At 65.6% G+C, this 20,635-nt stretch carries 23 protein-coding genes; 13 read left to right on the top strand and 10 right to left on the bottom strand.

Features of this window, described 5'->3' with window-relative positions; all coding sequences use genetic code 11:
- Nucleotides 1-225: 225 nt before the first annotated feature.
- From AB0876_RS17790 to AB0876_RS17780, 3 genes are read left to right on the top strand one after another with little or no spacing between them, the layout of a single operon-like run.
- A complete protein-coding gene (locus tag AB0876_RS17790) occupies nucleotides 226-2,493 on the top strand; it encodes a propanediol/glycerol family dehydratase large subunit (RefSeq protein ID WP_526042518.1) in 2,268 nt (755 codons plus the stop codon).
- A complete protein-coding gene (locus AB0876_RS17785) occupies nucleotides 2,490-2,849 on the top strand; it encodes a diol dehydratase small subunit (protein WP_491837982.1) in 360 nt (119 codons plus the stop codon). The genes AB0876_RS17790 and AB0876_RS17785 overlap by 4 nt, the downstream gene beginning before the upstream one ends.
- Nucleotides 2,846-4,513, top strand: a complete 1,668-nt coding sequence (locus AB0876_RS17780) for a diol dehydratase reactivase ATPase-like domain-containing protein (protein WP_526042517.1) — start codon at nucleotides 2,846-2,848, stop codon at nucleotides 4,511-4,513. Before AB0876_RS17785 ends, AB0876_RS17780 begins: the two co-directional genes overlap by 4 nt.
- Here the strand turns inward: AB0876_RS17780 and AB0876_RS17775 are convergent.
- The gene (locus AB0876_RS17775; RefSeq protein WP_526042516.1) at nucleotides 4,448-5,740 is read right to left on the bottom strand and encodes an HNH endonuclease signature motif containing protein; all 1,293 of its coding nucleotides are present in this window, start codon (nucleotides 5,738-5,740) and stop codon (nucleotides 4,448-4,450) included. The two genes, AB0876_RS17780 and AB0876_RS17775, sit on opposite strands and share 66 nt — an antisense overlap.
- Before the next feature lie 256 nt (nucleotides 5,741-5,996).
- On the opposite strand from AB0876_RS17775, the gene groES reads away from it, so the two are divergent.
- Together groES and groL are read left to right on the top strand one after the other, a co-directional pair.
- Complete coding sequence (groES, locus tag AB0876_RS17770; RefSeq protein WP_036390082.1) at nucleotides 5,997-6,299, top strand: co-chaperone GroES; 303 nt, start codon at nucleotides 5,997-5,999, stop codon at nucleotides 6,297-6,299.
- An 87-nt stretch (nucleotides 6,300-6,386) separates the two neighbouring features.
- Nucleotides 6,387-8,006 (top strand): chaperonin GroEL, encoded by a 1,620-nt coding sequence (gene groL / locus AB0876_RS17765; protein ID WP_526042515.1) that lies wholly within the window; start codon nucleotides 6,387-6,389, stop codon nucleotides 8,004-8,006.
- 246 nt (nucleotides 8,007-8,252) lie between these two features.
- On the opposite strand, the gene AB0876_RS17760 is transcribed toward groL, so the two are convergent.
- Entirely contained in the window at nucleotides 8,253-8,564 is a 312-nt protein-coding gene (locus AB0876_RS17760) for a DUF2510 domain-containing protein (RefSeq protein WP_526042514.1), read from the bottom strand.
- A gap of 229 nt (nucleotides 8,565-8,793) precedes the next feature.
- Between AB0876_RS17760 and AB0876_RS17755 the strand changes: the two genes are divergently transcribed.
- Complete coding sequence (locus AB0876_RS17755) at nucleotides 8,794-9,201, top strand: DUF2510 domain-containing protein (RefSeq protein ID WP_526042513.1); 408 nt, start codon at nucleotides 8,794-8,796, stop codon at nucleotides 9,199-9,201.
- Nucleotides 9,202-9,234: 33 nt separating this feature from the next.
- Here the strand turns inward: AB0876_RS17755 and AB0876_RS17750 are convergent, their stop codons facing one another.
- The 3 genes from AB0876_RS17750 to AB0876_RS17740 form a co-directional block, all read right to left on the bottom strand.
- On the bottom strand, nucleotides 9,235-9,693 hold the full coding sequence (locus AB0876_RS17750; protein WP_526042512.1) for a hypothetical protein: 459 nt from the start codon (nucleotides 9,691-9,693) through the stop codon (nucleotides 9,235-9,237).
- A 101-nt stretch (nucleotides 9,694-9,794) separates the two neighbouring features.
- Nucleotides 9,795-10,019, bottom strand: a complete 225-nt coding sequence (locus tag AB0876_RS17745) for a hypothetical protein (protein ID WP_526042511.1) — start codon at nucleotides 10,017-10,019, stop codon at nucleotides 9,795-9,797.
- Between the two features lie 396 nt (nucleotides 10,020-10,415).
- Nucleotides 10,416-10,613: a hypothetical protein gene (locus AB0876_RS17740; protein ID WP_526042510.1), complete on the bottom strand. Its 198-nt coding sequence runs from the start codon at nucleotides 10,611-10,613 to the stop codon at nucleotides 10,416-10,418.
- A 353-nt stretch (nucleotides 10,614-10,966) separates the two neighbouring features.
- Here AB0876_RS17740 and AB0876_RS17735 point away from each other — a divergent pair, with 353 nt between their 5' ends.
- On the top strand, nucleotides 10,967-11,446 hold the full coding sequence (locus tag AB0876_RS17735) for an SRPBCC family protein (RefSeq protein ID WP_491838000.1): 480 nt from the start codon (nucleotides 10,967-10,969) through the stop codon (nucleotides 11,444-11,446).
- Here AB0876_RS17735 and AB0876_RS17730 read toward each other — a convergent pair.
- Both AB0876_RS17730 and AB0876_RS17725 read right to left on the bottom strand, forming a co-directional pair.
- Nucleotides 11,409-11,954, bottom strand: a complete 546-nt coding sequence (locus AB0876_RS17730; RefSeq protein WP_526042509.1) for a hypothetical protein — start codon at nucleotides 11,952-11,954, stop codon at nucleotides 11,409-11,411. The two genes, AB0876_RS17735 and AB0876_RS17730, sit on opposite strands and share 38 nt — an antisense overlap.
- A 66-nt stretch (nucleotides 11,955-12,020) precedes the next feature.
- On the bottom strand, nucleotides 12,021-12,686 hold the full coding sequence (locus tag AB0876_RS17725) for a DUF6891 domain-containing protein (RefSeq protein ID WP_491838002.1): 666 nt from the start codon (nucleotides 12,684-12,686) through the stop codon (nucleotides 12,021-12,023).
- A 79-nt stretch (nucleotides 12,687-12,765) separates the two neighbouring features.
- Here AB0876_RS17725 and AB0876_RS17720 point away from each other — a divergent pair, with 79 nt between their 5' ends.
- The 5 genes from AB0876_RS17720 (at nucleotide 12,766) to AB0876_RS17700 (ending at nucleotide 18,479) form a co-directional block, all read left to right on the top strand.
- A complete protein-coding gene (locus tag AB0876_RS17720; RefSeq protein WP_526042508.1) occupies nucleotides 12,766-14,391 on the top strand; it encodes a BamB-related PQQ repeat family beta-propellar protein in 1,626 nt (541 codons plus the stop codon).
- Between the two features lie 92 nt (nucleotides 14,392-14,483).
- Nucleotides 14,484-15,935 carry an FAD-dependent oxidoreductase gene (locus AB0876_RS17715; RefSeq protein ID WP_491838004.1) on the top strand — a complete coding sequence of 484 codons (1,452 nt, stop codon included), beginning with the start codon at nucleotides 14,484-14,486 and terminating at the stop codon, nucleotides 15,933-15,935.
- Nucleotides 15,936-15,950: 15 nt separating this feature from the next.
- On the top strand, nucleotides 15,951-16,535 hold the full coding sequence (locus AB0876_RS17710; protein WP_526042507.1) for an HD domain-containing protein: 585 nt from the start codon (nucleotides 15,951-15,953) through the stop codon (nucleotides 16,533-16,535).
- A 118-nt stretch (nucleotides 16,536-16,653) separates the two neighbouring features.
- Complete coding sequence (locus AB0876_RS17705; protein WP_491838006.1) at nucleotides 16,654-17,688, top strand: zinc-binding dehydrogenase; 1,035 nt, start codon at nucleotides 16,654-16,656, stop codon at nucleotides 17,686-17,688.
- Complete coding sequence (locus AB0876_RS17700; RefSeq protein ID WP_526042506.1) at nucleotides 17,685-18,479, top strand: enoyl-CoA hydratase; 795 nt, start codon at nucleotides 17,685-17,687, stop codon at nucleotides 18,477-18,479. The genes AB0876_RS17705 and AB0876_RS17700 overlap by 4 nt, the downstream gene beginning before the upstream one ends.
- A gap of 13 nt (nucleotides 18,480-18,492) precedes the next feature.
- On the opposite strand, the gene AB0876_RS17695 is transcribed toward AB0876_RS17700, so the two are convergent.
- Complete coding sequence (locus AB0876_RS17695; RefSeq protein WP_526042505.1) at nucleotides 18,493-18,894, bottom strand: hypothetical protein; 402 nt, start codon at nucleotides 18,892-18,894, stop codon at nucleotides 18,493-18,495.
- 137 nt (nucleotides 18,895-19,031) lie between these two features.
- Here AB0876_RS17695 and AB0876_RS17690 point away from each other — a divergent pair, with 137 nt between their 5' ends.
- Nucleotides 19,032-19,580 carry a TetR/AcrR family transcriptional regulator gene (locus AB0876_RS17690; protein WP_491838009.1) on the top strand — a complete coding sequence of 183 codons (549 nt, stop codon included), beginning with the start codon at nucleotides 19,032-19,034 and terminating at the stop codon, nucleotides 19,578-19,580.
- 19 nt (nucleotides 19,581-19,599) lie between these two features.
- Here the strand turns inward: AB0876_RS17690 and AB0876_RS17685 are convergent, their stop codons facing one another.
- Together AB0876_RS17685 and AB0876_RS17680 are read right to left on the bottom strand one after the other, a co-directional pair.
- A complete protein-coding gene (locus AB0876_RS17685) occupies nucleotides 19,600-20,007 on the bottom strand; it encodes a nitroreductase family deazaflavin-dependent oxidoreductase (RefSeq protein ID WP_491838010.1) in 408 nt (135 codons plus the stop codon).
- A 99-nt stretch (nucleotides 20,008-20,106) separates the two neighbouring features.
- Nucleotides 20,107-20,571: an OsmC family protein gene (locus tag AB0876_RS17680; RefSeq protein WP_526042504.1), complete on the bottom strand. Its 465-nt coding sequence runs from the start codon at nucleotides 20,569-20,571 to the stop codon at nucleotides 20,107-20,109.
- Nucleotides 20,572-20,635 lie beyond the last annotated feature (64 nt).

Raw genomic sequence — 20,635 nt, 5'->3', positions numbered from 1 at the left:
CTGGGTGAAGTCCGGGGCAAGTTTGCGAGAATCACAGGCCGCTTCGCCACTGCAGTTGATCACTTTCCAACACCTTGTTGTAAGCCAGTTCACATCGGCCGCTCCGCAGTCACACACTTTGTTGGAAGGTGCCGGGCGGATGTTGTTTCCACCGCGGCATCCAGTCGATGCTTGGCCGGTTACGCGACACACCCGTCACGCCGACAGAGAGGTACGACGACTGCAATGAACCCGGACAGCAGCGAAACCGAGCAGGATCACCGGCTGGGACGCATCCGACTGCTGGATGAGCAGCGCGTCAACCTGGACGGATTCGCCCAGGCGGACCCCGAGCTGGGCATGATCTCCCATCTGTCGCCCTACGATCCGGAACCGTCCTGGAAGGTGGCCGACGACGGCACCGTGGTGGAGATGGATTCGAAGTCCGTCGCCGACTTCGACACCATCGACGAGTTCATCGTGCGCTACGCCGTCGATCCCGCGGAGGCACCGCGATCGATGGCGATGAGTGACGTCGAGCTGGCCCGGATGATCGTCGACTCGGGTGTGCCGCGCGAGGAGGTGCTGCGCGTCTGCAGCGGATTGACCCCGGCCAAGATGGCCCGGGTGGTGGCGCTGCTGCAGCCCGTGGAGATCCAGATGGCGATGATGAAGATGCGGGCCCGCCGCACGCCCGCGAACCAGGCACATGTCACCAACCGCCTCGACGACCCCTTGCTCATCGCGGCCGATGCCGCCACTGCCGTCGTCTACGGGTTCCGCGAACTCGAAGCCACCGTCCCGGTGCTCGATGACGCCCCGGCCGTCGCGGTCGGCCTGCTGATCGGGTCGCAGGTACCCGCGCCCGGGGCGCTGACACAGTGCTCGGTCGAGGAGGCGCGCGAGCTGGAACTCGGGGTGCGCGGCCTGGTGTCCTACGCCGAGACGGTCTCGGTGTACGGCACCGAGCAGGTGTTCACCGACGGTGACGACACCCCGTGGTCGAAGGCGTTTCTCACGTCGTCCTACGCCTCCCGCGGTATCAAGATGCGGTTGTCCAGCGGGGCGGGCTCGGAGGTCCTGATGGGCCAGGCCGAGCGCAAGTCGATGAACTACCTGGAGTCCCGCTGTGTCGCCCTGGCCAAAGGAATTGGTGCACAGGGGGTTCAGAACGGCGGCATCGACGGCGCCTCGATCACCGCGTCGGTGCCCGGCGGTGTCCGCGAACTGATCGCCGAGAACCTGATGGTCATGTTGCGCGGGCTGGAATCGTGCAGCGGCAACGACTCGCTGGTCTCCGAGTCCACGATGCGCCGAACCAGCCGGACGCTGCCGGTTCTGTTGTCGGGATCGGACTTCATCTTCTCCGGCTTCGGTTCGGTGGTGGCCTACGACAACATGTTCGGCCCGTCCAACTTCAATGCCGCCGACCTCGATGACTATCTGGTGATGCAGCGTGACTGGGGCGTCGACGGCGGGCTGCGGTCGGTGGACCCGACGACGCTGGAAGCCATGCGCCGTCAGGCGGCCGAGGCCACCCGGGCGGTATTCGAATATCTGGGGCTCGCCGATTTCGACGACGAGCATGTGGAAACCGTTGTCGGGGCGGCGGGTTCCAAGGATCTGCCGCCCACCGACGGGGTCAAGGTGCTCAGCGCCGCCCGGATGATCGAGCAGTCGGATCTGACGGTGCTCGACATCGTCGCCGCGCTCGCCGAGACGGGATTCACCGACATCGCCGAACGGGTCCTGAACATGGCGAAGGCCCGCGTCACCGGTGACTACCTGCAGACCGCGGCGATCTTCGACGAACAGATGAATGTGCTGTCAGCGCTGCAGGATCCGAACGACTACCGCGGTCCCGGCACCGGGTACCGGCCGACGCCAGAGCGTCAGGCTCAGATCGACGCCGTGCGTCAGGCGCGGTCGGTGACCGACCTGGTCAAGGAGCAGGCGACCTTCGCTCATCCGGACCGGCTGATCGTCAGTGGGGCCGCGGGCGTGGGAGAAGATCCCCGCGAAGTGGTCATCGGTGTGTCTCCCGCGTTCGGCGTCAAGCTGTTTCGCACCCTGTCGGGGATGACCGTCTACGACGCGCTGGAACAGATCCTGGCCGGGCTGGAAGAGGAGCAGTGTGTGCCGCGCCTGGTTCGGATCGCCGACTCCGTGGATCTCGGGGTGATCGGCAAGTCCGCGGCCCGGCTGTCCGGTTCCGGGATCGGCGTCGGGCTTCAGGCCAAGGGGACCACACTGATCCACCGCCGCGATCTCCCGCCGTTGGCCAACCTCGAATTGCTCAGTGTGGCACCGCTGATCACCCCCGAGATGTACCGGCTGATCGGCATCAACGCCGGCCGGCACGCCAAGGGTGCGACTCCTGCCCCGATGCGCAACGCGTACACCGACGAGGCGATCACCGCCCGGTACCACACCAGAGTGGTGTCGATGGTGGCGATCGAGCGGTCCGAATGCGACAACCAGGGCGCGAACATGGAATTGGAGCTCAAGCGATGACGATCACCGCACACTCGGGCCGCAGCCTCACCGAGGTGACGGTCGAGGCCGCCCGCAACGGTGAACTGGTTCTCGACGACATCCGGATCAGCCGCGAAACCCTTCTGTCCCAAGCAGATATCGCGGAGCGCTCCGGCTCCCTGCAATTGGGGATGAACCTGCGGCGGGCTGCTGAGATGACCGCACTGAGCTCCGAGGAGATGCTCGACGCCTACGAGGCGCTGCGGCCCCGCCGGTCGACCTTCGCCGAGCTGGAGGAACTGGCGCAACGTCTCGCCGACCGGGATGCGCCCGCCTGCGCGGCACTGGTCCGGGAGGCGGCGACGGCCTACCAGCGGCGCGGCCTGCTGCGGTGACCGTCTGGGCCGGTGTCGACATCGGCAACTCCACCACCGAGGTGGTGCTCTGCCGGATGGACACCGAACTGACGGTGCTGGCCAGTGCCCGCACGCCGACCCGTGGTGGCAAGGGATCGCCCCGGGCGTTGCAGGGCGCCGCGCAGTTGGTGCGGCGCCTGGCCGAGTCGCATGGGCTGGTGATCGACCGGGCAGCGTTTGCGCCGACACCGCCCGTGAAGTCCACCGTCGAACAGGTTCAACTCGAAACCCGACGGACAGGCAGGCTGACGATCGTCACCCGGTCGGCCGCCACCACCGCGGGAGATGCGGTCGGTGTGGGGAAGCCGGTTCCGGTCGAGTGCCTCGGTGACGTGGATCCCGGCCGCCCGGTCGTCGCCTGCGCGACGGCGCAGTGGGGATATCGTGAGGTCGCGCAGCGAGTGAATGACGCTGTAGCCCAGGGATGCAACGTCACCGCGGTGTTGACGGCCAACGACGAGGCCGTGCTGGTGTCGAATCGGCTGAACACTGCTCTGCCCGTCGTCGACGACGTCGACATCAAGCCGTTGCTGCCGGCGACCCGCGTCGCCGTCGAAGTCCGCCAGGGCGTCGCACCTCTGCAACGTCTCACCGATCCCTTCTGGCTCGCCGATGTGTTCGGGCTGAGCGAGGCCGAGCGGGCCGACGCGCGCGTGATCGCCGACCAGCTCTTCGACAGTGCCTGTGCGGTGGTCAGCCTCGGCGATGCCGAACCGGCGGCTACCGCAGCCGTCGTCCGGCCCGTGGGGGAGAGCGCCCACGTGGTTTACCTCGCCGACATCGCGGCGCAAGCCAATTCGCGGCGCGGGTCGGTCACCGTGGACAGCCTGGTGATGGCGAACATGGCCGGCGAGCACGAACCGCCGGCCGGGGCCGACGAGTTGGCCCAGGCATTGGGCGTACCGGTGACACGCGTCGCCTCGGAGGCTGCGGCGGCCCGCGTCGGCGCTCTCACCACTCCCGGGATCACTCCCGAGGTCGTGGTGGTGGATGTCGGCGGGGGCACCGTCGATGTCGTGTCCGACGGATCCCGCGTCGTGCTGCCGGGTGCCGGACAGCTGCTGACGGCGGCGACGGCCACCGCCCTGGACATCTCCCGAAGCGCCGCCGAATACGCCAAACGGGCGGAGGCGGTCACGGCTGTCACCGTCCAGATCATCGAGGACGAACACGGTCGGCGACAGTTCTTGGACACGCCGGTCAGCGGCCGGTGCAGCGGATGGTTGCTGACCGCGGCCCCCAGCGGGTGGTTGCCCTTCACGTCGCGGCTGTCGGGTGCCGAGTGGCGCAGTTGGCGCCTGGCCGCCAAACGACAGGTGATCGGTGGCAACGTGATGCGGGGTATCGAGCGGGCGGCCCCCGGGGTAACCGGAGTGCTGCTCGTCGGAGGCGGCGCCAGTGACGACGAACTGGTCCGAGCGGTCAGTGAGCAGCTCGGCCACGACGTGAGTGTGGGCCGGGGAAATGTGGCCGGTCAGCTGGGGCATCGGTTCGCGGTGGCCTATGGACTGGTGGCCATGGCGGCGCGGATGCCGGGCGGTCAGCCGCGGGATGAAGAGCTGGACCGGGTCGACCGGTCAGGCGGCAGCGTGAATGCGCACGACGTGGATGTCGCTGGTGAACACCCGCGCGCCGGTGGGTAGCGGCGGGGCGATACTTCGATAGGTCCGACCGGTCGGCGTGGTGAGTTCTGTGGTGTGCCGGCCGTAACCGTCGTAGGTGGTCGCGGTCTGCCACCCGGGGCTTTCCTTTGCGTAATTGCAGCGTTCGCAAAGCCCTTGCCCGTTGACGGAGGTGGTCGCGCCACCGTCGGCGTGCCGGGTGATGTGGTCGATGTGCCGGATGGGGGCGTCGCAATACGGCGTGCGGCACTTTTGGTCACGCATGGCGATCAGCCAGCGCAGCCCCTTGGGGAACGCCCGGGCGGTGGACTCCATGGCGACCAGGTTGCCGGTGGCCGGATCGGCGTAGAGCTTGCGCACCGCGGCCTCGGCCTGGGGGTCCAGCAGCGCCGCCAAGGTCATCTGCCGGGCCACCTCTGCCGGGATGGGGCCGTATCCCTGCAGCACCGCCGGTTCGGAACCCTGGGCCAACAAGCTCTCGTCGGAGACCACCAGATTGAGCGCGACCGGGACCGCGGCTTCGACCTCACGCCCGGTGACCCGTCGGTAGAAGGCATCGGCCATCAACGGGCCTCGCCCCTGGCATCCACTTCCGGCGGCGATCGAGGCGGCCCTGGCGGCGGCGGCCTCCGCCTGCAGCGCTTGATAGGCCGTAACGCCTTCTGCGGAGGTCAGCAGCGCCGTCACGTACGCCATTCCGTGCGGGGCCGGACGCAGCGTGACAGCGCGATCGCACTGATGGCGGCTGATGCGCGCCATCACCGCGTCGTGGTCGAGGCGAAAAGCCACCCGCCCGGCCTCAGCCTCAACCTTTTTGTCCCCAAGACCATCCAGCACTGCGGGATCCGCGCACAGTTCGGCGTCCATCGCGTGTCGATCTGCTGGTGAGAGGCAGGCGGCCTGGTCCGCGATGATCATCGCCCGGTCTTCGGTAAGCACGCCGGACTGCAGAGCCGCGAGCGTGTAGGGCATGTCGTCGACCAGGATCCTGGACATCTTCAGATACTTGGCCCCGTGCCAAGGGGAGGTCTTGCGGGCCAGCCCCACCTCGGATGCCAGCCCTTGAGCGCGTCTTGCGGCGGGCACACCCTCAGCGGCCTTACGGGCGAGGCGCTTGGCCTCCAGCATCGTCGTCACTCTGGCCTGTGCCGCGGCAATGCCGGCGGTCGCGCGGGTCATCGCGGCTAGCTGCTCCACCAACGCCGCCTCCGTGGCGTCGGGGTCGATGTTCCAACTATCTTCGAACATGTGTTCGAGTGTAGCACCGTTCACTGACTCGATCTCTTTGACAGGGTTTCAGCCCATGGATGAGTTCGCAGGCGGCGCACAACCCACCCTTGAGTGCTAGCACTCGCATGTATAGAGTGCTAGGTGGCATGCGGCCAACCCCCGGCGCCGGCACCCGCGACGACGGAGCAAGGGGAACGGGCGCTTGCCGAACACCTGGTTAACCGGCATCTGGGGAATCCCCCGGATCCACACCCCGAAAAAGTGGAGGGCTTCCATCGTGGCAGTCAACATCAAGCCACTCGAGGACAAGATCCTCGTTCAGGCCAACGCGGCCGAGACCACGACCGCTTCCGGTCTGGTTATCCCCGACACCGCCAAGGAAAAGCCGCAGGAAGGCACCGTCGTCGCAGTTGGCCCCGGCCGCTGGGATGAGGATGGCGAGAAGCGGATCCCCCTGGACGTTGCCGAGGGCGACACCGTCATCTACAGCAAGTACGGCGGCACCGAGATCAAGTACAACGGCGAGGAGTACCTGATCCTGTCCGCCCGCGACGTGCTGGCTGTCGTCGCTAAGTAAGTACTCGTGCGTCCGCCCCGGAGATCCCCGCGTTTCAGTGCGGGCGGTTTCCGGGGCGGTATGCGTTAGGAGTCATGAAAGAGACTTATGAGCAAGCAGATTGAGTTCAACGAGACTGCGCGCCGTGCCATGGAGGCCGGCGTCGACAAGCTCGCCGATGCGGTCAAGGTGACGCTGGGTCCGCGCGGTCGGAACGTGGTGCTCGCCAAGGCTTTCGGCGGCCCGCAGGTCACCAATGACGGTGTGACCATCGCGCGCGAGATCGACCTGGAAGACCCGTTCGAGAACCTCGGCGCCCAGCTGGTGAAGTCGGTGGCCACCAAGACCAACGACGTCGCAGGCGACGGCACCACCACCGCTACCGTCCTCGCTCAGGCCCTGGTCAAGGCCGGCCTGCGCAACGTCGCGGCCGGTGCCAACCCCATCGCCCTGGGTCAGGGCATCAGCAAGGCCGCCGACGCCGTGTCCGAGGCCCTGCTGGCCGCGGCCACCCCGGTGTCGGACGAAAAAGCCATCGCCCAGGTCGCCACGGTGTCCTCGCGCGATGAGCAGATCGGTCAGCTGGTCGGCGAGGCCATGACCAAGGTCGGTCACGACGGCGTGGTCACGATCGAAGAGTCTTCGACGCTGAGCACCGAACTCGAGGTCACCGAGGGTGTCGGCTTCGACAAGGGCTTCATCTCGGCCTACTTCGTCAACGACTTCGACTCGCAGGAAGCGGTGCTCGAGGATGCGGTGGTGCTGCTGCACCGCGACAAGATCAGCTCGCTGCCCGACCTGCTGCCGTTGCTGGAGAAGGTCGCCGAATCGGGCAAGCCGCTGCTGATCATCGCCGAGGACATCGAGGGCGAGGCCCTGTCCACGCTGGTGGTCAACGCCATCCGCAAGACGCTCAAGGCCGTCGCCGTCAAGGCGCCGTTCTTCGGCGATCGTCGCAAGGCGTTCCTGGACGATCTCGCCATCGTCACCGGTGGCCAGGTCGTCAACCCCGACGTGGGCCTGGTGCTGCGCGAGGCCGGCCTGGACGTGCTGGGCTCCGCCCGTCGCGTCGTGGTCACCAAGGACAGCACCGTGATCGTCGACGGTGGCGGATCCAAGGATGCGGTCGCCGACCGCGTCAAGCAGCTCAAGGCCGAGATCGAGACCACCGATTCCGACTGGGATCGGGAGAAGCTGCAGGAGCGGCTGGCCAAGCTGTCCGGCGGCGTCGCGGTGATCAAGGTCGGCGCGGCCACCGAGACCGACCTGAAGAAGCGCAAGGAAGCGGTCGAGGACGCCGTCGCGGCGGCCAAGGCTGCCGTCGAGGAGGGCATCGTCACCGGTGGTGGCGCGGCGCTCGTGCAGGCCCGTGCGGCCCTCGACAAGCTGCGCGGCGAGGTCAAGGGCGACGAGGCTCTCGGTGTCGAGGTGTTCTCGTCGGCACTGTCGGCCCCGCTGTACTGGATCGCCACCAACGCCGGCCTGGACGGCTCCGTTGTGGTGAACAAGGTCAGCGAGCAGTCCAACGGGCAGGGCTTCAACGCCGCCACCCTGACCTATGGTGACCTGGTCGCCGAGGGCATCGTGGATCCGGCCAAGGTGACCCGCTCGGCGGTGCTCAACGCCGCATCCGTGGCGCGCATGATCCTGACGACCGAGACGGCCGTCGTGGACAAGCCCGCCGAGGAAGAAGATCACGGGCACGGCCATCACGGCCACGCTCACTAAGTTGTTCGCAAAACACCCCCGGTCCTGTTGGGTCGGGGGTGTTTTCGTTGCTGTGGGCGACACGGACTGCGCTGAAGCGGGCGACACGCCGTCAAGGCTGCGGTTGATCAGGCCGCGAAGAAAGCAGAAGAGAGCTAGGTCGTACAGGCCGTGGGAGGCGGAGCCTTCGGGCTCCGTTCCCACGCTCCGCGTCGGGTTGTCGCCATTACGCCAGCAAGAGCAATGATTGCTTCCTGGTGTTGCGTGTCATCGGGTGTACATCCAGTCCGGAAGGTCCGAGATCACCGAGGCGATGATGATCACCGCGATCACGATTGCCACGAGGACGCCAGCCTGACCTGCTGTTGATAGTTCAGACCACCATCGGTGGACCTTGTCTAGCTGCCCTTCGATTGTGTGGTCGGCGCTAGCGTCATGCGGCTTGGACGCTTCACCACCGCCGGTCGCTTCTGGCGTCGCGCTGACTCGTCGCCCGTGCCAGCGATCACCGTCCCAATAGACTTCAGCGCTATCGTCGTTCGGGTCCGGATACCAACCCGGTACTTGTTGTGCTGCCATCGTCGCTTGTGCTCTCCCCGCCTCGCCAGCTACCGAAGTGCAATCACTTCCGCACGACAAAGTAGTCGACATGTCGGGTACCTCGTGACCAGTTGAACCTGATCGACTTTCCGTCGTTAGCCCAGACCGCCTGTCCCGAATCGCGGCGTTGTGTCGTTGCCGGTTGCTAATCTCCGGCAACCAGCTCGATCGCGGAGCTGTCAGCACCAATCCTCAGGGAGAGTTGACCATGTCGAACCCATCGCCTGCACCCGGTTGGTATCCAGACCCGTCTGACCCCGGGAACCGGATCTATTGGAACGGCACTTCGTGGAGTGGGCCGGCGTCGGGACCAACTGCAACGGATAAGGCCAACAGCGGCAAGCAAGCCGCTGTCGCCGCCGGCGTCTGCGTGCTCGTCGTTATCGGGCTTGTGATGTCGATGCAATCGGTGAGCCTCCTGACCGGATCGGGCCCGGTGTGGACTGGGGTCGCCGTCGTGGCTGCCGGTACGGCCGTTGCCTTCTTCCTGGGTGCTGCAAAGTGGGTCCGCATTGTCGCGGCAGTGCTGCTGGCACTCGCTCTGGTGAACGCCATCTACATCGAGAATGAGATGTCGAACAAGCGCAACGAGATCTCGCGCATGTTTAACCAGTAGCACGCCCACTGATCTGATTGGGCAGTCCCTCTTTCAGTTGCCGGGTAGTTTCACGTCCTTGCAATCGACGTGGACTGCTTCGCCTCCTATGGCGTCGGCGATCTTGTCGGAGATGGTTTGAGACCCTTCGGCCACGCCCCAGCCGTTGCCGCGAACAAAGTGCATGTTGGAGACACCAAAGGCTGATCCCATCACGCAGCCCATCTGCCTACTCATGTTCAGCCAGTTGTCTTGCTGGCCTTTGTCTTTGAAGGTTATTAGGTCGATCTTCTCGCCCTCGACGGCGCAATTCGCGACCTCGTTGGCGGTGCTCTGCTCCGCGAAGTTGCTGTCACTCTTCGCTACTTCTTTGAAGTCGCTGCATGTGAGACCGGCGTCATTCAATGCAGCTTGGATGTCAGCGGTTGAGGAGAACTTAGGGGCCTCGTGTTTGGCTGCTAACGGTCCTCCTCCACCACCGCAACCGCTGATCAGGACTGCAACCGCGGCCACACCGCACTTCCACATGTCGGCAAAAGTAGCTGAACGAGCCGGATTATCTCCGCATAATCGCGTATTCGAAGAGGCGGTTCGGCGTCGGGGGCCGGCCCAGATCATTCGGCTGGAAATACCTTTTCGAAGGCAGCCCACAAGGCGGCCTCGGCCGCGTTTACGTCGCCGCCCGACGCCACGGCTTGGCAGATGTCGCGTTGCTCGCGATCGAACGGGATTCCGTTTCCGACCGGCAGGAGTTCCCCGCCGGGATGGTAGCGGGCAACGCGCACCTCGAGAGCCACGCGGATGTGGTCACGGCCTAGTCGGCCTCCGTCTGATCTCATATGACTCCCTTGTCCGTCTTCGCAGTGGCCGAGGTCGCAGACAGGGTGCTGATGATGCCTTCGACGGCAGCGGCGATCGCCTCCTGATCCCGGATCACGGCGATGCTTGCAGCTAACACCTCCTGGTGATTTTCGGGGTGCAAGCCTGTGTGCGGAGTAGTGCCTGGCTTGTGCCCTGAGTGCGTCGACAGCCGGTACGCGTTTTGGGGGATGCCTGTTCGAGCGCTGCGCTTATACATCAGTACTGCAGAATCTGTTGCTCCGCAGAACATTTCCATTCGCTTCACGAGGTAGACCAGTGCGGCACCAATACTGCAAGTGTCGTCATATATGTCCAGCCTCGGCTCGCTCGGCAAGGGAGTCGATCCAATGTCGTCTGCCTACCTAGTGCTCACGTCATCGTCGACGCTTACTGTTCGGCAGTCCGCCGGAAACCACGGTGATGGCTGAGGGGCGCTCTTTTTTGCCACGCTTCTTACCCGGGCATTTGCGATGCTTGCCACTAGCGATCGTCCGATAGTGCAGCACGAGGAAATCGTCCTCGCCAACCTCCACCGCCGCGAAGCACTTTGGACAGTAACGCTTGTTACTCACGCAGGAATGCTACTGCTTGGGTGTACTGGCACCGGCCGAAGCGGCACCGCGCAGCCCTCCCTTTGTGCCTGAACACAGCCCTGCCTCGGTCCTTGGAGAGCTGGTGTTCTACATCCCGACGTCCCCGATCCGCAGATGTCGAATCACCTCTACGGTTCGGCGCGAGGGCCTCCCGCTCGCCCTCATCACAAGCGAGCGACCGGACTCGATGGTCGCCTCGGGGAATTTCACGAGTTGAAGGAGAAATCAGCGGGTGCAACGGTCTTCCGACTAGACATGTGGTCCCACTGCGCGGAACGACTACCTGAGCGCAGGCTCGATGAGTTTCTGGGCCGCCGATGGTCGGTACGGGTATGTCTGACGAAACCATGAGCTCTGCGTGCACCATCAACGCGCCGGCCGAAACCGTGTTCGCGGTGCTGGCCGACCCGACCACCCACCAGGCGATCGACGGCACCGGCTGGGTCCGGGAGTCACTCGACGGCAAGCCGCTGACCGAAGTGGGCCAGATCTTCCGGATGGCGATGTACCACGACAACTTTGGCGGCATGCACTACGAAATGGCCAACCGGGTGGAGGTTTTCGAGCCTTCGCGCGCGATTGCGTGGCTGCCTGGCCAGGGTGACGACGACGCCACTATCGAGTTCGGCGGCTGGATCTGGCGCTATGACCTTGAGCCGCGCGGGGACGACCGGACGCAGGTCACCTTGACGTACGACTGGTCGGCGGTGCCGCCCGCACTTCGCGAAGAGATCGAGTTCCCGCCGTTCGACCGGCAGCACCTGGACAACTCGCTCAAGCACCTGGCCGGGTTGGCACAGGATCGGTTGTAGCGGTCGGCTGAATGGACACCAGCCGCAACGCGTCCGGACGGGCGTCGTCGGACACAAACCGCACGATCAGGCTGTCGGGAGGAAACTTGGTGGCCAGGTCGTTCAGAGTCCGGGGCAGGAACACCCTGGCCTTCGCATTGCCGTACCAATTGGGGTTGGAGGGGGAGGTGTCGAGATTGCCGACCTTGTCGATCTGGGTGTCCCATTCTTGAACCGGATCCGGCGGTGTATCGCCGAACCCGGTCGATTTCAGGTACGCATCCGCTTGTCCTGCAAGGGTGATCGCCGTGCTGCCGCCGACCGGCGTCCCGGTGATCGTCCCGTCGATCACATCGGCCGTCACCGACTTCAGCCGCGCTGTGCACACGTCGTCGACCACGTTGGGTGGAACGCAGAAGCCGGGCAGCGGGTTCGCGTGGGCTGGAGGGATGTTCAGGACGGCCGGTACGGCAAGCGCAGCGGCCGCAGCACCGACAGCGGTCATTGCGCGGCGACGATGATTCGGCATCGGGCTATCCTCCTTCGGACGCGCTGAACTGTATGTCGGCGCGCCCGCCACAGGAGTTACAGATCGTCAGCTCTCGATCGGCGCATACCAGTCGGCGTTGGTGAGCAGCACCCGCGTTCCGAGGTCGCGGTTCCAGTCGGGCTCGATGCCGTGGCGCCGCACGATGGGGAACACCACCTCGTCGAGCATCCGCGTCACGTCGCCGACGTACAGATCTTCCTTTGCCTGATCACTCAGCCGGTTGTAGGCGTCCTCGTCGAAGTTCTCCGGCTCGAACGCTCCATAGCCGATGTAGGTGGAGCCGTCCTCGACCAGGCGGTCGGTGTCCTGGCTGTGGAAGTAGATGTAGCCGTTCCAGTGTCGGCTGTCGTCGCGCTCGTCGCCGATCTCGGCCGATGCGCAGGTTCCGCAGCAGGAGAAGTCGGCGCGGGCGATCACGCCGTTGGCGTTGAGTTCCTCGAACGCCGCCTGCGTCCGGGACCGGTAGTCACCGATCTCGGTCTGTTGGCGCAGTCTCGCTTCGCGTAGCGACGCGAAGGCTGCCGTGAGCTGCTCCTCGGTGAGCTCGTAGTCCTCGGCATAGGTGTCGAGGAAGTCCTCGGCGTCGTCGTTGCCGGTGACCAGCATGCCCCAGATCTCTGAGGTCAAACTGGCGCGGTCCTCGTCGTCCAATGGCAGGTCGGGAAGCGTGGCGTAAGCGGGGATCACGTTCGGGTTCGACGGTGCGCTCACAGCGCTGGGCCTCCAGATGTTGTCGGGACGGGCGAATCCGCCCGGCGGGGCGATCGTAACCGCGGTTACGCGTCGACGCGTGCACGAAAAGCGGGCGGTGACAGCCACGTGCGGCAAACGGCGCAACATTGCTACCGGCGTGGCGGCATGGTACGGAATGACGGTGACTTATCCGAACGACCCGTTTTCGTCGGCGGGTGGTGCGCCGAACCCTTACTCGAGCCCTTTCGGTAACCAGCCTCCACCGGCGAGTCCGTTTCAAGGTGGTGGCCATCAATTCCCGCCGGCGGACCCGTCGTTCGGTCAATTTCCTCCGGTCTTTCAGGCCGGGTATCAACCGGCGGAGCCACCGCCAGAACCGCCGCGCAAGAAGCGGAAGGTGTGGTTGGTGCTCACCGTGGTGTGCGCCGTCGTATTCGCCACCGCGGGGGTCGGCGGGGTTCTGTGGTGGTTGAACCGCGGCGGGGGAGCGGGCGAGGTGACTGCGGCGGGCGGAGGACCGCTCCCGGCGTCCGTGCCGCTACTGGGTGACCTACGGCCGCCGGCCGATGTTGCGTTGCCCTCGCTGGAGAAACCGATCAGCGAACCGCGGTGGACCTACGAGACCGGCATTGACGCGTATGTGCTCGGCGGCGACGCCTACACCGTGGTGGTCGGGTCAGATCAGGGCGTGATGGCCCTGGACAAGGAGACCGGCGAACCGCGCTGGTCACAGGGGGTCAAGCCGCCCAAGGTCAATATCAACCGTTTCGGGAGCGCCAAGTGCGTCATCACCCGTTCGGCAAAGACCATGGGATGTGGACTCAATCTGAATCTCTGCTGTGGAGATCCCGAAGTGCTGGTGTTCCTCGATGTGGCAACCGGACGCATATTGAGCCAGCCTTCGTTGCCGTCGGACCGGATAACCAATCTTCAAGGAAGCGGTGACGGCATCGCTGTCGTTTTTCGCAATGAACTGGTCTCGTATGGCGCGGATGGCAATGAAGCATGGCGTGTTCGGCATGACGGCGTCTCGGTGTTCGGCGATCAAGGGGTCGTCATCACCGAGCACGAGGTGCTTGACGCCAACACCGGAAAGCCCATCGTGAGCGAACCGAGCACCTCAAATACCGCTTTTGCATCGGGATTCGCGGTGGAATTTGGAAACTCGTTCAAGTTCTTTGACTTCAGCGGCAGAAACACCGCCACCGTGGCCAGCGAGGGGTACACCCTGATGGGCAATGTGGGCTCCGGAAAGTACGACTTTCCCTTGGGTCGTCCTGGAAACACCCGGTACGGCTCGTCAGGTTTCTACTATCCGCTGGCCTACAACCGATCTACCGGCGACTTCCGTGCGTTCGACGGGAAGTCGGGACGTGTTCTCTGGACGTATCCCGCCGGCGCAGATGCGGTGCTTGCCAACATGATCGGGGGATTCGGCAGTGGCGAATTGTGCGTGATCGGTGTGCAGGAGACCTCGGATGCCAAGCTGAAGGCTGGTAGTTGCCAGGATGTCAACGTTGCGCCAACCGCGAATGTGCAGATGACCTTCTTCCTCGGATCCGATGGTGCGCGGTACTTGTACCGTGACCAACGGGATGTGATCTGTGTCGACGTCAGTGGGAAGGAGTTGTGGCGGAAGAAGTTTGACGATGGCTCTGACCAAGTCTGGGTGTCGGGCGGAGCGTATATCTCCGATCGCAACATCGTGATTCGGGTGATTTGACACGCGCCATCGGCTCCGCCCGGCAACGACCATTGACGCGACACGCCAAGCATGAGCGGGGTTTTTGATCCCGGGCAGCTCACAATGCGGATATGACGGAACCGCGGGAGTCGCCGCGTGGGGTCTCGCGTCAGACGTTCCTGCGCGGCGCCGTGGGTGCGTTGGCCGTCGGCGCGGTGTTCGGGTCGAGCCGGGCCAGTGCGGATCCGGCCGGCTGGGGTGACCTCTCGGCTGCCATCAACGGGAAAGTGGTACTTCCGGACAGCGGTGGACAATTCGCTTCGGCCAAAAGTGTTTTCAATACCAACTTCAACGGCCTGACGCCGGCGGCGGTCGTCACCCCGGCATCGGCGGCGGACGTGCAACGGGCGCTGGCCTTCGCTGCGACGCACAACCTCAAGGTCGCTCCGCGCGGCGGCGGGCACTCCTATGTGGGCGCGTCGACAGCCAACGGCACGATGGTGCTGGACCTGCGCCAACTGCCCGGTGACATCAACTACGACGCGGCGACCGGGCGTGTGACGGTAACGCCCGCGACCTCGCTGTACGCGATTCACCAGGCGCTGGCCGGTGCCGGGCGGGGCATCCCGACGGGTACCTGCCCGTCGGTCGGCGTCGCGGGGCACGCCCTGGGTGGTGGGCTGGGCGCCCAATCACGGCATGCGGGCCTGCTGAGCGATCAATTGGTGGCGGCGACGGTGGTGCTGCCGGGCGGCGCCGGGGTGACGGCCTCGGCCACCGAGAACCCGGATCTGTACTGGGCATTGCGCGGCGGTGGTGGCGGCAATTTCGGGGTGACGACGGCGCTGACCTTCGCCACGTTCCCGACCAGCGACGTGGACGTCGTCGGGCTGCATTTCCCGCTGGAGTCTTTCCCGCAGGTCCTCCTGGGCTGGCAGAACTGGCTGCGTACCGCCGACCGCAGCAGCTGGGCACTGGCCGACACCATCACCGATCCGCAGGGCGCGCACTGTCGCATCCTGGCGACCTGCCCGGCCGGCTCGGGCAGCAGCGTGGGAGCCGCCGTGATCAAGGCAGTGGGGCTGCAGCCGGCCAGCACCGAGAACCGCACGTTCAACTACCTGGATCTGGTGAAATTCCTGGCCGCCGACAATCTCAACCCGTCACCGCTCGGCTATGTCGGCGGATCCGACGTCTTCCCGACGATCACCCCGGCCGCGGCTCAGGGCATCGCTGCGGCATTCAACGCCTTCCCCGCTGGGGCCGGCCGCCCGATCGTCATCATGCATGCGCTCGACGGCGCGCTGGCCACCGTGGGCCCGGGTGACACCGCCTTTCCGTGGCGGCGGCAGTCCTCATTGGTGCAGTGGTACGTGGAAACCTCCGGTTCGCCTGCGGCAGCGGCCAACTGGCTGGCTATCGCCCATCAGGCGGTGGCGCCGTATTCGGCGGGCGGCTACGTCAACTATCTCGAAACGAACCAACCGGCGTCTCGGTATTTCGGCGCCAACTTGTCCCGCCTGGCCGCTACCCGGCAGAAGTATGACCCGGGGCGGATCATGTTCTCGGGCTTGAACTTCTGAGGGAGGGACGGCTCGATGGAGGAGCTTCCGCAGACGCCGGCGGCCGCAGCGGCCTTGGCGGTAGCCACGCGCTTCTATTCATCCGCTTTGCTCAACCACTGCATCCGTTCATATCTGTGGGGCGCGACGTATGCGGCGGCGCATGGCATCTCCTTCGACGACGAGCTTTACTACGTTTCGGCACTGCTGCACGACATCGGTCTCACCGACCCGTTCGACAGTCACCGGGTGTCGTTCGAGGAGGCGGGTGGGGACCTGGCCTGGGTGTTCGGCGTGGCGGCCGGGTGGTCTGCCGACCGGGCCGGCAGGGCGACGGAGATCATCGTGTTGCACATGCGCGACGACATTTCGGCGGCTGCCGACCCTGAGTCGCACCTCTTGCAGGTGGCCACCGGCTGGGACGTCGTCGGACGCCGGCCGGAGGCGTTTCCCGCCGACGTGAGGACGGACATCCTCGCGCGCTATCCCAGACATTCGTTCGGGCGCGAGTTCATTGCCTGCTTCGAGGACCAGGCCGGCCGCAAACCGGGTGGCGCCGCTGCCGCATCAGTGGCCAACAATGGCGCCGAACGCATCCGGGCCAACCCGATGGACGCCTAGGTCGCCGTCGCTGCAACGAACCGAACAATCAGGTGCTCCCGAGACAGAGCAGCTGCCGCGGGCTTAGCCTCGAAACATTGGGACTCACCTGCCACCCGGACGAGTGAAGGAACCGAGCATGCGAGCAACCGTGATGTATGGGGCCGGCGACGTGCGTGTCGAGGACGTACCCGACCCCGTTGTGAAGGAACCCACCGACGCGATCGTGCGGGTCACCCGGGCCTGCATCTGCGGTAGCGACCTGTGGCCCTACCAGTCGATGCCGCACAAGGACGGTGGCAGGCGGATGGGCCACGAATTCATCGGCATCGTCGATGACGTCGGCGCTGACGTGTCCGGTTTGCGGCGCGGCGATCTGGTGGTCGCCCCCTTCGTGTGGGCGGACAACACGTGTGACTTCTGCCAGGAGGGATTGCAGACGTCGTGCCGTCACGGCGGTGGTTGGGGCGCGCCCGGCGTCGATGCCGGCCAGGGCGAGGCCGTGCGCGTTCCGCAGGCGCAGGGCACGCTGGTGAAGCTTCCGGTGGCGGAGGACGCGGCGCTCATGCCCTCCCTGCTGACGTTGTCCGACGTTTTCTGCACCGGTCACCACGGCGTGGTGACGGCCGGGGTGGGGCCGGGATCGTCGGTGACCGTCATCGGTGACGGTGCGGTGGGGTTGTGCGCAGTGCTCGCCGCCAAGCGGCTGGGTGCCGAACAGATCATCCTGAACGGCCGGCACACGGTCCGCACCGACCTCGGGCGCGAGTTCGGCGCCACCGATGTCGTCGCCGAGCGCGGCGACGAAGCCGTCGAGAAGATCCGCGAACTCACCGGCGGCGACGGTACGCGCGCGGTGATCGAATGCGTCGGGACCGAACCATCGCTGGCCACCGCCCTCGACGCGGTCCGCGCCGGGGGTCGCGTCAGCCGGTTGGGCGTTTCTCAATACACCGAAGTGCCAATGGGTTTCGGCACGTTCTTCCGCAATGTGACCCTCACCGGCGGTGTCGCGCCCGCTCGCGCCTACATCGAGGAACTCATGCCCGACGTTCTCGAGGGCATCATCGAACCCGGCCGGGTGTTCGACCGGACCATCGGCCTCGACGACACCCCTGACGGGTATCGCGCCATGGCCGACCGCGAGGCCCTCAAGGTGTTGATCGAGCCATGACACTGCTGCTCCAGGACCGCGACGAGCGTGGTGTCGTCACGCTCACCCTGAACCGCCCGCAGGCCTTCAACGCGTTGTCCGAGGCGATGCTGACCGCGCTCGGTGACGCGTTCGGCGCGCTAGCCGAAGACCAGACCGTGCGGGCCGTGATCCTGGCAGCTTCCGGCAAGGCCTTCTGCGCCGGGCATGACCTCAAGGAAATGCGGGCCGAGCCGTCGCTGGCGTACTACGAGCGATTGTTCGCACAGTGCACCACCGTGATGCTGTCGATCCAGCGCCTGCCGGTGCCGGTGATCGCCCGCGTCCACGGGCTTGCCACCGCAGCGGGCTGTCAGCTTGTCGCGATGTGCGACCTCGCGGTGGCGAGCGACGATGCGCGGCTGGCGGTCAGCGGCGTCAATGCCGGGCTGTTCTGTGCGACTCCGGGAGTGGCGTTGTCGCGCAACGTGCCTCGCAAGGCTGCCTTCGAGATGCTGGTAACCGGTGAGTTCGTCACTGCCGAGCAGGCCCGGTCGTTGGGTCTGGTCAACCGGGTGGCAGCAGCGGACGCCCTGGACGACGAGATCGAAGCGCTGGTCGCGAGCATCGTCGCGAAGCCCCGGGTCGCCGTCGCGATGGGAAAAGCGTTGTTCTACCGGCAGATCGAGGTCGACATAGAGTCCGCCTACACCGACGCGGGCACGACGATGGCCTGCAACATGATGGATCCGAGCGCACTCGAGGGTGTGCAGGCCTTCATCGACAAGCGCCTTCCCGCTTGGTCGTCGGCACCTCACGCGGCGCGCGGGTAGGGCGGGCAAAGAGTCAGGCAGCGTGGCGATGGTGGGCGCGCGATTGGGATGCCGCCGGGTCCCTTGACTCCCCGCCACCAAGTACCGCCATCTCCCGATCCGTGGTGCGGTCTTGACCTGTGGCGCGGTACATCTCGCGATAACGGTTCACCTGGTCCTGGGCGATGGGGGTCGAGAACATACTCACGTTGTGAGCCGGAGCCCCGGGGCGTCGGGCCTCGTTCAACCTGCGGGCGCTCGCTCGGAAGCCGGCGACGGCGCCGCCGAAAGACACGATCAACGCGATACCGGCGACGAGCGCCAGGTTGCTGCCGAGAGCCATGGCCGTGACGAGCAGCCCGAGTGAGACGAACGCGATGAGCAACAGCAAGTACGCGACGTTGGAAACCGGAATGCGACGGAGAGCTTTCAGCATGGGATCACCTCATAGGAATTGAATGTGCCGACGAACGAAACGCTACGCGGAGCGTATCGGTCGCTACGTATAGCGTAGCGCATAGTTGGGTTGAGATATTCCCGGCAGGCGAATTGGCGAGCGAAGGAGGCTGGGCGGTGGCGCAGGGACGGGTCGAGGACGGTATCGCGGAATCGACGCTGCACCTGCTGCGAAGCGGCGGACCGCGCGCCGTGACCGTGGAGGCGGTTGCCGCGCACTCAGGAATCGCGAAAACGACGATCTACCGGCGACATCCGAATCGACGGGACATGCTGGCGAGCGCGCTGTCGCGCCTCGCGTCCCCGAGTCCCGTGGATCCCGATGCGACGGCGCCCGAGCGGCTGCGGTGGCTCATCTCCCAGGCGGTCGGCATGGTCGAGGACGGTATCGGCCTCGGTGGGCTGGCGGCGATGCTCACTGAGGATGACCCCGAATTCACTGCCGTTTTCAGGCGAATCCTCGTCGACCAACGTGCCGCGCTGGCGGTTGTGGTTGATGCTGCGAAAGCCGATGGTTCGATGCGCGCGGACGTCGACACCGTGACACTGATTGATGCAGTGGTCGGTGCCTACATAGCCGAAAGCGCCCGCACCGGCGGTGTCAAGGACGGCTGGGACGAACGCTTGTTCCAGCTCTTCTGGCCGACCGTGCGGGCGCCCGACTAGGCCGCGGCGCTGATTTCGGCTACCGCCGCTGCAGTTCGATGACCGGGATGACCCGGTCGGTCTTGGTCTGATATTCCCCGAATCCCGGTGCCTTCTCGACGATGCGTGGATAGGCGGCGTCGCGCTCCGCCCGCGGCATTTCACGTGCATGTACGTCGTAGGCGTCGGTGCCGATCTCGATGTGGGCATCGGGATGCGCGCGCAGATTGTGCAACCACGCGGGGTCGACGTCAGCGCCCGCGTAGGAACCGACGATCGCGAGCTTCCCGTCGAGGTCGAACGCCATCACCGGGTTGACCCGCTCCTTACCGGACTTGGCTCCGGTGGTGTGCAGCAGGAGCAGGGGCGCACCCTCGAACGGCCCGCCGACCTTGCCGCCATTGGCGCGAAACTCGGCGATGATGTTGTCATTCCAGTTGTCTGCCATGGCCTCCTTCCTACGCCTGCGCGGCGCGACGGTGCACTCAGATCACAAAATCGCGTGAATGCGCGATCTGGGTGCACGGTCGCGGAGTTTCGGTGCAGATCACGGAATCGCGGTCGTGGTGATGTGGACCGACGAGGTGAGGGTCTGATGTACCGGGCAGCGCTCGGCGATGCCCATCAACCGTTCCCGTTGGGCGTCGTCGAGGTCGCCGACCAACTCGATCTCGCGATCGATGTGGTCGATCATGCCCTTGGTGGTCTCACAGTCGGCGCAGTCCTTGGCATGAATACGTGAGTGCCGCAACGCCACTCGTACCTGTTGAAGCGGCCAGCCTTTGCGGTTGGCATACATCCGCACCGTCATGGACGTACACGCCCCCAGGCCGGCCAGCACCAGGTCATAGGGATTCGGGCCGGCGTCGCCGCCCACCGGGAGGGGCTCGTCGGCGATGAGTTGGTGGCGTCCGGCGGTGATCTGCTGGGTGTAGGTGCCGGCGCCCGTCTCCGCCACGGTCACCACACCGACCGGCGATGCGGTGTCGCGCCCGGGTTCCTCAGATGTCATCCCGCTCTCCTCAACAAGTCGATCGATGGCTTTCCAGACCGGATCGTCGCATGAGTTGTCTGTC

The sequence above is a fragment of the Mycobacterium sp. NPDC049093 genome, from assembly GCF_040704635.1.
Lineage (GTDB): Bacteria > Actinomycetota > Actinomycetes > Mycobacteriales > Mycobacteriaceae > Mycobacterium.
This window is presented reverse-complemented; position numbering and strand designations above follow the sequence as displayed.